This window comes from Pseudomonas syringae (genome assembly GCF_000737245.1).
Lineage (GTDB): Bacteria > Pseudomonadota > Gammaproteobacteria > Pseudomonadales > Pseudomonadaceae > Aquipseudomonas > Aquipseudomonas syringae_J.
The window spans coordinates 25,564-38,384 of the sequence record NZ_JPQU01000067.1 but is presented as its reverse complement, the minus strand read 5'-3'; the positions used below and the strand labels follow the sequence as shown (position 1 = coordinate 38,384).

Below are 12,821 nucleotides of genomic sequence, written 5' to 3'. Positions count from 1 at the left end.
ACAGGTGGCGTGTGTTCTGCACATTCCACCCTCGTAACAAAAAAACCGCCTGGGGGTCACGGACCAGGCGGTTTTTTTGTGGGCGGATATTCATCAAGCGTTTAGCTATTGGCTGCAACCACTTCCAGCACCGTGATCATCCCCGTCTGCGGGTAATGCCAACGTACATCCAGGTCCCAGAACTGCGCACCATAGCGGCGTTCCGGGGTGGGCGTCTGATAAGCAGGGCGCGGGTCCTGAGCCAGGCATTGTTCAATCAGTTCAATCAACGGCTCTTGCAGGCGCAGGCCGTGTTCATGAGCCTGGGCGAGCGCAGCGGGCTCCCAGCCCACCGGGATCAAGTCGGGTGCGGCACTGGCAATCTGGTTGGTTGCGATCGCTACGCTGTCGGCATAAGGCACGTAGGGCTTGATATCCAGCACGGGGGTGCCGTCCAGCAAGTCGATGCCCGAGAGATAAAGGCGCCCCGGTTCTACCTTGTCCAGCTTGACCACTGATTGACCAATACCGTTGGGGCGATGCGTGGCGCGCGTGGCGAAGACGCCCATGGATCGATTGCCGCCCAGACGCGGAGGGCGAACCTTCAGCCGGGGCTTGTCTTCCAGTGCCAGATGGAACAGGAACAACAACCAGACATGGCTGACCTGCTCCAGGCCTTGCACGGCATCCGGGTGATCAAAAGGTGCAGCCAGCTCCAGCACGCCACGGGCGGCCGGGGCCAGTTGCGGCTGGCGCGGGATCGCGAATTTCTCCTTGAAGCAGGAGCGCACGAAGCCGATGGGGGAGACGTTGTAGGAGTCAGGCATGTGGGCGTCTGGTCGGAGAGGGATATCCTGTGGGAGCGAATTCATTCGCGAAGGCGGTTTTCCTGCCGCGTCGGCTTTACTGGCCTTTTCGCGAATGAATTCGCTCCCACAGATCGTGCCCCTGGGTCGATGCGTCTTCTAGCCGCGAACCCGCAAGGTCAGGCCTTTGAGGAAATTGCGCAGCAGTTGATCGCCGCAGGTGCGGTAGTTGCTGTGGCCGAACTTGCGGAACAGCGCGCTCAGCTCGGGCTTGGAGACCGGAAACTCCACCGACTTGAGGATGGCGTGCATGTCTTCTTCTTTCAGCTCGAAGGCCACACGCAGCTTTTTCAGTACCGTGTTGTTGGTGACCGGCAGCTCAATCGGCTGCGGGGCGCGGCTATCGTCCTTGCCACGCTTGAAGATCACCAGGCCGTCGAGGAAATGCGCCATGATTTCATCGCTGCAGTTCAGATAGCCTTCTTCGTCTTCTTTCTTGGTGAAAGCAATCACGTCGGCTTTGGTGATTTCAAGACCACCGAGTTTGGTGATGTCGACAATCTTGCCGTCGCTGATATCGAGCATGTAGCGCACGCTGCGCAGTACGTCGTTGTTCATCATGATGCATAAATCCTGGTAAGGCGGGGGTCATGCCGACCGACTTTCGGGCGGCTCTGAACTGAATTAGAACTTCTCTTTGGAAGTCATGTAGCGCCATTGGCCTTCTGGCATCTTGCCCATGGAGACCCCGCCAATGCGGATGCGGCGCACGGCCACGATCTTCAGGCCCACGGCTTCGCAGAGCTGGGCGATGATCCCGGGTTGCGGGTTTTTCATGGCAAAGCGCAGGCGGTTTTCGTTCTGCCAGCTGGCTTTGACGGCAGGCAATTCCTTGCCCTTGTAGGTCAGGCCGTGGTTCAGGCGATTGAGGCCGTGAGCGACCATGTCTCCGGAAATCTCCACAATGTATTCCTGTTCGATCTTGCTGCGATCGTCAGTCAGCTTGCGGAGGATTTTCCAGTCCTGGCTGAATACCATCAGGCCGCTGGCATTAGCCTGCAGGGTCGAGATGGGTTCAAGGCGCAAGAAGTGGCCTTTGAGCGGCCGCTTACCGAAGCTGTGCTCCTCAGAGAGGGTCGCCGGTGTAATCAATGCCAGGGCATCGGCTTCGCTGAGGTCCGCAGGTTTGTGAAAGATGATCGTCACCGGCTCCGGCGTATCGGCCTTGGCCTGTGGATCGAGGACCACCGCTTGGGTGTCGACCTTGAACTGAGGCTCGTCGATGACCTGGCCGTCTACCGTGACCCAGCCGCCTTCGATGAACAGCTCGGCCTCGCGACGGGAGCACCCGGTCAGCTCGATAAGGCGTTTGGAGAGGCGGATGGGTTCTGACATGACAAACAGCCGTTACTTGAGAGAAAGGCCGACATTGTACCCGTGCCCGCCCGGTTAATCGCGGCAACATTGAAAATGGATGGTAATCAGTGTGGTTGCCTATAAGAGCAGGTCGGTGGTGACCTGTGGGAGCGGTGCTTGCCCGCGATAAGGTTTAGGTGATCTACCTGTAAAACCTCAGTGCCCTTATCGCGGGCAAGCACCGCTCCCACAGGGGCCACCTGTATCATCGCTTTCGCAACCGCATCCTCAACATCGGGTAAGGCTGCCCCAGCCCGTCCACGTCCGAGCGGCTTTTCACTTCAAAACCCTGTTTGAGGTAGAAGCCCAGCGCCTGGGTGTTTTGCTCGTTGACGTCCAGTTCTCTGATGCCGAAGTTATCGACGCTATGAGCAAGTAACGTTTTGCCCAAACCCTGGCCTCGCCAGGCCGGATCGACAAACAGCATCTCCAGCTTGCCCAGGCTCACCCCTGCAAAACCAGTGATGTTCAGCTGTTCATCGCGGGTGCAGAACAGCGTAACCGTACCCAGGTATCTGGACAGCAGCAGGCTCTTGAGCGTCTTGATGTACGAATCGGGAAGAAAGTCATGGGTGGCGCGGACTGAGTTTTCCCATACCTGAGTCAACTTCTTGTATTCGTCCTTATAAGGCGTAGATATCACTTGCATGAGGCTTGGCTCCGTCTTGCCGCTGTGCAAAGGACCGTCGTCACTGCGTTCGACTCATAAAAAGCCCCGCCGTTTGAAGGGCAGGGCTATTTATAAAACGCCGATCTCAAGCGATCAGATGATTTCCGCCCACAGGTCGTATTCATCTGCGTCGGTTACCCGACACATGATCTTGTCGCCCGGTTTGATGGTGCTGTTTTCTTCAAGGCCGATGAACACGTTACCGTCGATTTCCGGTGCATCGAAGAAGCAACGGCCGACAGCGCCCTGTTCGTCGACCTCATCGATAAGCACTTCAATTTCCCGGCCGACGCGCATCTGCAGGCGTGCTGCGCTGATGGCTTGTTGGTGGGCCATGAAGCGATCCCAGCGGTCCTGCTTGATGTCGTCTGGGACGATCGCCGCGTCTAGCAGGTTGGCAGGCGCGCCTTCAACCGGCGAGTACTGGAAGCAGCCGACGCGGTCGAGCTGTGCTTCGGTCAGCCACTCCAGCAGGTACTGAAAGTCTTCTTCGGTTTCGCCAGGGAAGCCGACAATGAAAGTCGAGCGGATGATCAGATCCGGGCACTGCTCGCGCCAGTTCTTGATGCGAGCCAGGGTCTTGTCTTCGAACGCCGGGCGCTTCATCAGCTTGAGGATCTTCGGGCTCGCGTGCTGGAACGGGATGTCCAGGTACGGCAGGATTTTCCCGGCAGCCATCAGCGGGATCAGCTCGTCGACGTGTGGATAAGGATAAACGTAGTGCAGGCGCACCCAGACGCCCAGAGAGCTGAGAGCCTGACACAGCTCGGTCATGCGAGTCTTGACTGGCGCACCATTCCAGAAACCGGTGCGATACTTGACGTCGACGCCATAAGCGCTGGTGTCCTGGGAAATCACCAGCAGCTCTTTCACGCCAGCTTTGACCAGGCGCTGGGCTTCGTCGAGTACATCACCCACCGGACGGCTGACCAGCTTGCCGCGCATGGACGGGATGATGCAGAAACTGCAGCTGTGGTTGCAGCCTTCGGAAATTTTCAGGTACGCATAATGACGCGGGGTCAGCTTGATGCCTTGTGGCGGCACCAGATCGATCAGCGGGTTGTGATCCAGATTCGGTGGCGCGGCATCGTGGACGGCGTTGACCACCTGTTCATACTGCTGCGGCCCGGTGACGGACAGCACGCTTGGGTGCACTTCACGAATGACGCTTTCATCAACGCCCATGCACCCGGTGACGATAACCTTGCCGTTTTCTTTGATCGCGTCGCCAATCACTTCGAGGGATTCGGCCTTGGCAGCGTCAATGAAACCGCAAGTATTGACCACGACCACATCGGCATCCTGATAGGTCGCGACGACTTCATAGCCTTCCATGCGCAGTTGGGTGAGGATGCGCTCGGAGTCGACCAGGGCTTTTGGGCAACCCAGACTGACAAATCCTACCTTTGGGGCGGATGGCGTGGTGACGGTGGACATTGGCTAACCTCGGCGTGATTGGGTGCTTTGGCAATCGGCCATGGCACCTGTCGGGCGCTTTGCTGCGCCTCTGATCAAAAAGTGCGCAATTCTAGCGATCAGTCCGGCGATTGACCAGCGTTATACAGAGAATTACGACGAGTGCTGCGCTATGCTTCGCGCCGTTACAGAATATGTCGGTTTTCACCCCGTTCAGGGGCAAGCATTAAATACTGGCGACTCAAAGCATCAGCATGTTTTGTAGCGCACGCCCAGGTTTCAGGAGTCGTAGATGAGTCAAGCAAGCAGTCAGGCTGAGACCGGGCATCAGGCGGCTAAGCCGCTCGCACTGCTGATGGCGGCAGTGGGAGTGGTGTATGGCGATATCGGTACCAGTCCACTTTACACCCTCAAAGAGGTGTTTCAGGGCGGTTATGGCGTGGACGTCACCCATGACGCCGTGCTGGGAATCCTGTCGCTGATTTTCTGGTCGTTGATCTGGGTAGTCTCGTTCAAGTACATGGTGTTCATTCTGCGCGCCGACAACCAGGGAGAGGGCGGCATCATGGCCCTCACGGCACTGGCCCGGCGAGCATCGGCCAAATACCCGAAACTGCAAATGACCATGGTGGTATTCGGCCTGTTCGGCGCGGCGCTGTTCTATGGCGACAGCATGATCACCCCGGCCATTTCAGTGCTTTCGGCTATGGAGGGCCTGGAGTTGGCCTTTGATGGCATCGAGCACTGGGTCGTGCCCATGGCACTGGTGGTGCTGGTAGCGCTGTTTCTGATTCAGCGTCACGGTACGGCGCGCATTGGCGTGCTTTTCGGCCCGGTCATGGTGACCTGGTTTGTGGTGCTGGGCTTGCTGGGCATTCACGGCATTCTCCGCCAGCCTGAAGTACTTCACGCGATGAACCCGGTCTGGGCGGTGCGCTTCTTCATTGTGCATCCGGGGATCGGTGTCGCGATTCTTGGCGCAGTGGTGCTGGCTTTGACTGGTGCCGAGGCGCTCTACGCAGACATGGGGCATTTTGGCAGGAAGCCCATTGCTCGTGCCTGGTTCATTCTGGTGTTGCCTGCGCTGGTGCTCAATTACTTTGGCCAAGGGGCTCTGGTACTGGAGGACCCGGAGGCCGCGCGCAACCCGTTTTACCTGCTAGCCCCAAGCTGGGCACTCCTGCCGTTGGTTGGTTTGTCGACCCTTGCCACGGTGATTGCCTCGCAAGCTGTGATCTCGGGTGCGTTTTCCATGACGCTGCAGGCGATCCAGCTCGGTTACATTCCGCGCATGCACATTCAGCACACCTCCAGCGATGCCCAAGGCCAGATCTACATCGGCGCGGTGAACTGGTCGCTGATGGTCGGTGTGATTCTGCTGGTACTGGGTTTCGAATCCTCTGGCGCCCTGGCTTCCGCGTACGGCGTTGCTGTAACGGGCACCATGCTATGCACCACTATATTGGTGTCATCAGTGATGCTGCTGCAGTGGAAGTGGCCGCCTTTGTTAGCAGTGCCGCTGCTGCTGTGTCTGCTGTTCGTGGACAGCCTGTTCTTTGCCGCCAACGTTCCGAAGGTGGTGCAGGGCGGTGCATTTCCAGTGATCGCGGGCGTGGTGCTGTTCATCCTGATGACCACCTGGAAGCGCGGCAAACAGCTGTTGGTGGAGCGAATCGACGAAGGCGGGCTGCCGCTTCCGATCTTCATCAGCAGTATCAGTGTCCAGCCGCCACACAGGGTTCAGGGCACGGCAGTGTTTCTGACGGCGCGGTCCGACGCGGTGCCCCATGCGTTGCTGCACAACATGTTGCACAACCAGGTACTGCATGAGCAGGTCGTATTGCTCACGGTCGTCTACGAAGACACTCCGCGGGTTCCGGCCCAGCAGCGGTTTGAGGTGGAGGTCTACGGTGAAGGTTTCTATAGGGTGATCCTGCACTTCGGTTTCATCGACGAGCCAGACGTGCCAGCAGCCCTGGCGCTGTGTCACCTCAAGGAGCTGGACTTCAGCCCGATGCGCACCACGTACTTCCTGAGTCGCGAAACGGTCATCCCGTCCAAGATGGTCGGCATGGCGCGTTGGCGTGAAGCGTTGTTCGCCTTCATGTTGAGGAATGCCAACGGCAATCTGCGGTTCTTCAAGTTGCCGTTTAACCGGGTGATTGAGTTGGGGACGCAGGTGGAGATGTAGTTTGAGTGATCTTGAAATCGCTATCGCGGGCAAGCGCGCTCCTACAGGTTGATTGTGTTCTAACCGTAGGAGCGCGCTTGCCCGCGATTACGACTTACCAGGCGCAAGATATTTAACTGAACCCCCATCAACAAAAAATCCCCGCCAACCTCACAGCTTGCGGGGATTTTTTTGCCTGACTAAAAGCGCTTATTGCGCCGCAGCCGCAGCCGCAGCCTTGCGCTTATCAATGAAAGCAATCAAACGCTTGGCCAGCGCCGGGTAGTTCTCGTCGAAGTGGTGGCCACCGGGCAGTTGCAGTTTCTCACCCACTGCGGTGGTGTCTGTGCAGCCACTCTCGTTGATCTCTTCAACGCCGTAGACACACAGCACCTTCGCTGCAGGCAACTTGGCCATTTCCGGGCCGGTTTGCAGGTCTTTGCCTGCCGCACCCAGCCAGCCGTCGACGCGGATCTCGAAGCTGCCGGTGCGGGCAAAGGCGAGCAGGATCATACCGTCGACCTTATCCTGCTCCTCCGGGGCGAGGCGGTTATAGATAGCCGGTAGAACATCCGCGCCAAACGAGTAGCCAGCCAGGATGAAGCGCTTGGTGCCCCATTTCTGCCGGTAATGCTGCATCAGCTCAGTCAGATCGGTCGCGGTCTGCTCGGGCGATTTGTGCTCCCAGTAGTAGCGCAAAACGTCGATGCCGACCACTGGGTAGCCCATGCCTGCCATGTCGCCGGCGACCACCTTATCCAGGTCACGCCAGCCGCCGTCACCGGACAGAAATAACGTCACAGTATCCGAAGGTTGTGCGGAAGGTACTTCCACGACCGGAATACCGAGGCCGCCACCTTTATCGTCTTCGCCCACCAATTTGCTGCGCAATTCACTGTTGAGCACTTGAGGCAGCTTGATGTCGTAATCGCTGATACTGGTCTCGGCGTTGGCCTGGTTGCGCACAAAAGTGGCGGGCTCATCGTCAGGGAAATCATTCCAAGCCACCGTCCAGTGCCCGTGCGGCGCGCTTTGCGGCAGCGCCACATCGCAGATGACCGGTGGCGTTTCGTCCGGATCGAGCGGCTTGACCGGTTGTGAAGGCTGTTCCATGTAGAAACCGACTGAAATGGCTTCGGCCTTGTCGTTCTGCTGCCCGGCGAGCCAGCGCCAGGCCAGGGTTGCACCTGGACCAATACCCGCTACGACGGTAGGAGCGCCGTCCAGTTTGCTCAGGGCATTCTTGAAGGTTTCCTGCTGCAGGACGCAATTTTCCTTGGGCAGTACCACCTGAATAATCCTCGCCGAAGCGTCCTGGCTCAGCGCCAGCAGTTGTTTGTCGGACAGAAGCTCCTCTGCGCTCACTGCGAGAGCGACCTGGACTTTGGTCTTACTTCCCGGTGTCACGCTGATCAGCGCCGAGCCATCGTCCAGTGACGAGCGCTCAAGGGTGGCAGGTGGAGCGGGGCGGCTCCACAGCCATACCCCAAGAACCAAAGCCAAAACAATAAACAGTGCTGCGAGCAAAATGCGCCGGTAGCGATGAATCATCAGCGTTTCACCAATCCAGTCAGGCCGCCTGCAATCAGTGCGGCGGTGTCAGCCAGTGCCACAAGCGGATCAAGTCCGGCAGGCACGGCCATATAACGAGGTTCCCAGTCAGGCTGGAATTTATCTTTAAAGCGTCGCAAGCCCTGAAAGTTGTAGAGCTGCTCGCCACGACGGAAGACCATCGAACCCAGTCGCTGGGTCAGAGGGGCGCCCCGTCGCGGTTGCAAGCCCGACAACGGCACCATGCCAAGGCTGAAGCGGTCGTAGCCGTGCTGTTTGTAATACAAAATCAGCCCGATCATCATGAATTCCATGGTCAGTTTCGGTGCGTCGGGGTGAGCACGCATTAGATCCAGGCTGGCCAGGTCATGACGGGATGTCTCCAGCAAGTTGGCAAATGCCACCGGCTTGCCTTCGAAGTGGATGATCGCGATGCGGAAATGCTTAAGGTATTCAGGGCTGAAACGACCCAGCGAAAAGCCCTTCTCGCGCACGTTCTTGCCGGTCAGCCATGCGTCCGAGATGACTTTTAGCTCATCCAGTGGTGCCTGCCCTACTTCATAGATCTCAAGCGAAAGACCATCGCGTCCACCCCGGTTCCAGGTGTAGCGCAGGTCCTTCATCTCTTTGCCTTTGGCTTCGATGTCGAAGCGCCGCAGATCTACTCGAGCTTCTTCGCCCAGCTTGATCGCGGTCAGGCCGATGTCCATGTAGAACGGCAGATTTTCTGCACGCACCTGATAGAACACGGGCCGGGCATGGTGCACATCGCACAGGTCGCGAAATTGCCAGATCAGTTCGGCACGTTGTTGCGTCGGGCCGATGGGGTCATAGAGCGCCACGAGGCTACGTCCGCGATGGGCGTACATCAGAAACGCATTGCCGCTCGGGTGCAGCAGCACCGCTTTGTCACCGGTGAGCACCAGACCGCCGTCCGGCTGGGACGAGGCATTGATGATTTCAGCGGCCTTCGCAAGTTCAGCGGCGTCCGGCAGCTTGATGACCGGTCGGGCGGTGCGCAACAGCCAGGTCAGCGAAACGATCACTAGCAGCACCGCACTGCCCAGCGCCGAGCGCAATCCACGAGGGGCATCGGCATCCAGCGTGAACTGCCACCAGAGCTGATGGCTGTAGGGCACGTCTTGATAGGCAAACAACAGCAACCAGAACGAAGCACCGAGAACGCAGAGGCTGGCCACCAGATACAGGGGCGAGAAGGGCAGTTCCAGCAAACGGCTAGGGCGGTAGAACGAGCGACGGAAAACCGCCAGCAGCGCCGCCGTCAGGATCAACAGCGTGGCTTCTTCATAGTCGAAGCCTTTGAGCATCGACAGTGCCGCACCCGCAAGCAGCAGAATTACCGTGAGCATCCAGGCAGCAGACAGGCGCCGGCGCAGACCCTGAGCCAGCAACAGGCACAGCACGCCGATGAGGCTGGCGCCAAAGTGCGAAAGATCGATCAGACGGTGGGGGATCAGAAAACCGAGGTCTTCGATCCGTGTGTCTATTTCAGGGGTAGCGCCGGAAAACAGCAGGACGACGCCGGAGAGAAAAACCAGTAATGCGAGGATCGGCGCCGCCAGACCCGAAGCCACGCGCATCGCCTGTTTGGTGGGCAATAAGCGCTGGCCTTCGGTAAACAGTAGCGTGAGACACGCCAGCAATAGCGGCAGTACTACGTAGATAAGGCGATACAGTAACAGCGCCGCTGCCAACGGCGCGGCACCCAGTTCGTTGGCGAATGCAGCTAGCAGAATCGCCTCGAAAACCCCGACACCGCCGGGCACATGGCTAAGCACACCAGCTGCCAGCGCCAGCAGGTAGACCAGCAGGAAAGCGCCAAATGGCGGCGACTGGGGCAGCAACAGATAAAGTACGGTGGCGGCCGCAGCAACATCGAGTGCGGTGATCACCAGTTGCATGAGGGTCAGGCGCAAGCCAGGAAGACGCAACGTGCGACGTCCAGCGCGAACCAGCAACGTATGCGGGATGTTCTGTTCCGGTAGCCGTCGACGATAAATAGCAACCGCCAGCAGGCCACTTAATAGCAGGACGGTGATGGCAATAATTGCCAGCATCTCTATAGGCAGGTGCAACGCCAACGAGGCGCCGGACAGATTGCTCAACGTGGCCAGCGCGGCCAGTGGTGGCAGCGCGCAGCCTAATGAAAGGCTGGCGAACAGGGTCATGCGTGCGACTTCAACCGCGCCGACGCCCTTTCGCGAATACAACCGATAGCGCACCGAGCCGCCCGACAGCATCGACAGCCCGACTGCGTTGCCAATAGCGAACGCAGTAAAGCCGCCCATTGCCAGCGTCTTGTTTGGCAAATTCACGTTGGCGTAACGGCTGGCTGACCATTCATAGCCCAGCAGAATCACGAAACCTATCGCCGTGGCCAGCAAAGCGCCCGCCAAAGAAGGTAGGGGCACACTCAGCAGAGAATCATGCAGCGCGTACAGATCAAGCTCGCTCAACATGTGTCGGCAGGCAATCAGCGCGATCGCGAATAGCAGCAACGTAACGCCCAGCCCAATGGGTTGGCGATATTTACTCAGCAGCTCAAGCCATTGAAGGCGGGCAGGTTGAATGGGTTGAGTTGCCGTCACCGCTTCATTGGTGTCTGACGGGTTGTCGCGCATCAATCACTCCTTGGATCGTGCGGGACAGAATGGAGGTATACAGCCAAGTTACCAATCCCTACGCAGAAAATATTTCGAGATGTTAGCGCGTCAACGTCTAACGAGCGAATGGAGCAGATGCGTTTGTGTAACCGTTCAGGAGCAGTTCAGCTACCCCACACTATCGGCAGGCTGTAACAAAACTGTCGGGCTTTGTAATATTACGTTACAGGGCGTGACGATTAAACGTCAGGGCCGACGAAAATTGCGTTGGTGGACAATGGGTTGGCGGCGAGGTGGAAATTTTTCTTGCAGGCACAAAAAAGGCCACTCTTTCGAGTAGCCTTCTTTGATGTTTGGTTGCGGGAGCCGGATTTGAACCGACGACCTTCGGGTTATGAGCCCGACGAGCTACCAGACTGCTCCATCCCGCGTCTGTGTGGCGGCATTCTACAGTGGAACGCCGGGGTGTCAACCTTTAATCCAGAAAGCAGCCAAATAAGCGGTGATTGAGGCGCATACCCTTTAGGAGCGTACGAGCACCTACGGACAGAGGTGCATAAATCCACGCGCACAAAAAAGGCCACTCTTTCGAGTAGCCTTCTTTGATGTTTGGTTGCGGGAGCCGGATTTGAACCGACGACCTTCGGGTTATGAGCCCGACGAGCTACCAGACTGCTCCATCCCGCGTCTGTGTGTCGGCATTCTACAGAGCATTGCCGGCCTGTCAATTGTTAATTCAGAAAAAACGCTTTTCGTTCAAGTGCTTAGCTCTCCAAATGTGCACCGTAATAATCGTTTGGCCCATACTGGGCGGGGCTGTGCGGCGATATTTCAGTGTTTAGCGACGGCGAATTCTTATTTGCTGAATGCCGCTTTCTCACATCATGAGATGCCACTTTTTGGCGCGAATGAGATACTGGCCGACCATTCCTCTCCCAAAACGCCCTTCATGACGCAGCGTAAGATCATCCATGTCGACTGTGACTGCTTTTACGCGGCCATCGAAATGCGCGATGACCCGCGATTGGCCGGCAAGCCGCTGGCCGTCGGTGGCTCAGCGGATCGCCGTGGTGTGATCGCGACCTGCAACTATGAGGCGCGTGCTTATGGTGTGCGTTCGGCGATGTCTTCCCGCCATGCATTGAAGCTCTGTCCGGATCTCGCCATCGTCAAGCCGCGCATGGATGCCTATAAAGAAGCATCCCGAGAGATCCAGACCATCTTTCGCGATTACACGGATCTGATCGAGCCTTTATCCCTGGATGAGGCGTTCCTTGATGTCTCTGAGGCCAACCACTTCGGTGGCAGCGCCACACGTATCGCCCAGGACATCCGCCGGCGGGTGTCCAATCAACTGCATATCACCGTTTCCGCCGGCGTGGCCCCCAATAAATTTCTGGCGAAAATCGCCAGCGACTGGAAAAAACCTAACGGGTTGTTCGTCATAACTCCGAATCAGGTCCAGGACTTCGTTGCGCAGTTACCGGTGAGTAAGCTGCACGGCGTCGGCAAAGTGACCGCTGACAAATTGGGCAAGCTGGGCATTATCAGTTGCACGGATTTGCTGGGCTGGAAGAAGCTCGCCCTGGTGCGAGAGTTCGGCTCGTTCGGAGAACGCCTGTGGAGTCTGGCTCGGGGTATTGATGATCGCCCGGTGCAAAATGACAGTCGGCGGCAGTCGGTGAGCGTGGAAAATACCTACGATACGGACTTGCCGGATCTGGCGAGCTGTCTTGAGAAGCTTCCTGAGTTGCTGGAAACACTCACTGGCCGGGTGGCACGCATGGACGAGCAATATCGACCGGGCAAACCTTTCGTCAAAGTGAAGTTCCACGATTTCACCCAAACGACCCTCGAGCAATCGGGTGCAGGCCGGGATCTGGAAAGTTTCGAGCAACTGCTGACCCAGGCATTTGCCCGGGGAGGTAAGCCGGTTCGCCTGCTGGGGATTGGTGTGCGTCTTCAGGATCTGCGCGGGGCACATGAACAGCTGGAACTGTTTTCGTCCTAGTGGGGGCCTTTGGGGTGTGCCAGGGTTGGTGTGCAATCCCGGAGGACCGGCTTTAGCCGGGAGGACGTCAGTACGTGCGCTGCATCTGCTTCGTCATGAATGCAGCTCTCCCGGCTAAAGCCGGTCCTACGAACTTAGGGTCCTGCAGGCAAACACAGAATTCCCCCAGGAGAGATCA

9 protein-coding genes and 2 tRNA genes are annotated in these 12,821 nt (G+C 57.9%); 2 read left to right on the top strand and 9 right to left on the bottom strand.

Going from position 1 to position 12,821, the window contains the following annotated elements; all coding sequences use genetic code 11:
* Positions 1-101: 101 nt before the first annotated feature.
* From tsaA to rimO, 5 genes are all read right to left on the bottom strand, one after another.
* Positions 102-806 (bottom strand): tRNA (N6-threonylcarbamoyladenosine(37)-N6)-methyltransferase TrmO, encoded by a 705-nt coding sequence (gene tsaA, locus IV01_RS04935; RefSeq protein WP_032630725.1) that lies wholly within the window; start codon positions 804-806, stop codon positions 102-104.
* Positions 807-944: 138 nt separating this feature from the next.
* Entirely contained in the window at positions 945-1,406 is a 462-nt protein-coding gene (locus tag IV01_RS04940; protein ID WP_032630724.1) for a DUF1456 family protein, read from the bottom strand.
* Between the two features lie 63 nt (positions 1,407-1,469).
* Positions 1,470-2,180, bottom strand: a complete 711-nt coding sequence (locus IV01_RS04945) for an rRNA pseudouridine synthase (RefSeq protein WP_032630723.1) — start codon at positions 2,178-2,180, stop codon at positions 1,470-1,472.
* Positions 2,181-2,406: 226 nt separating this feature from the next.
* Entirely contained in the window at positions 2,407-2,850 is a 444-nt protein-coding gene (locus IV01_RS04950; protein ID WP_032630722.1) for a GNAT family N-acetyltransferase, read from the bottom strand.
* Positions 2,851-2,964: 114 nt separating this feature from the next.
* Positions 2,965-4,308, bottom strand: a complete 1,344-nt coding sequence (gene rimO, locus IV01_RS04955) for a 30S ribosomal protein S12 methylthiotransferase RimO (protein ID WP_032630721.1) — start codon at positions 4,306-4,308, stop codon at positions 2,965-2,967.
* Positions 4,309-4,579: 271 nt separating this feature from the next.
* On the opposite strand from rimO, the gene IV01_RS04960 reads away from it, so the two are divergent.
* Complete coding sequence (locus tag IV01_RS04960) at positions 4,580-6,478, top strand: potassium transporter Kup (RefSeq protein ID WP_032630720.1); 1,899 nt, start codon at positions 4,580-4,582, stop codon at positions 6,476-6,478.
* A gap of 189 nt (positions 6,479-6,667) precedes the next feature.
* On the opposite strand, the gene IV01_RS04965 is transcribed toward IV01_RS04960, so the two are convergent.
* The 4 genes from IV01_RS04965 to IV01_RS04980 all read right to left on the bottom strand — a co-directional run bounded on the left by IV01_RS04965 (position 6,668) and on the right by IV01_RS04980 (position 11,319).
* Positions 6,668-8,008, bottom strand: a complete 1,341-nt coding sequence (locus IV01_RS04965) for a virulence factor family protein (protein WP_032630719.1) — start codon at positions 8,006-8,008, stop codon at positions 6,668-6,670.
* Complete coding sequence (mprF, locus tag IV01_RS04970) at positions 8,008-10,650, bottom strand: bifunctional lysylphosphatidylglycerol flippase/synthetase MprF (protein WP_032630718.1); 2,643 nt, start codon at positions 10,648-10,650, stop codon at positions 8,008-8,010. Before mprF ends, IV01_RS04965 begins: the two co-directional genes overlap by 1 nt.
* Before the next feature lie 336 nt (positions 10,651-10,986).
* Positions 10,987-11,063, bottom strand: a tRNA-Met gene (locus IV01_RS04975).
* 179 nt (positions 11,064-11,242) lie between these two features.
* Positions 11,243-11,319, bottom strand: a tRNA-Met gene (locus IV01_RS04980).
* A gap of 262 nt (positions 11,320-11,581) precedes the next feature.
* Here IV01_RS04980 and dinB point away from each other — a divergent pair.
* Entirely contained in the window at positions 11,582-12,643 is a 1,062-nt protein-coding gene (gene dinB / locus IV01_RS04985; RefSeq protein ID WP_032630909.1) for a DNA polymerase IV, read from the top strand.
* The last annotated feature ends 178 nt before the right edge of the window (positions 12,644-12,821 follow it).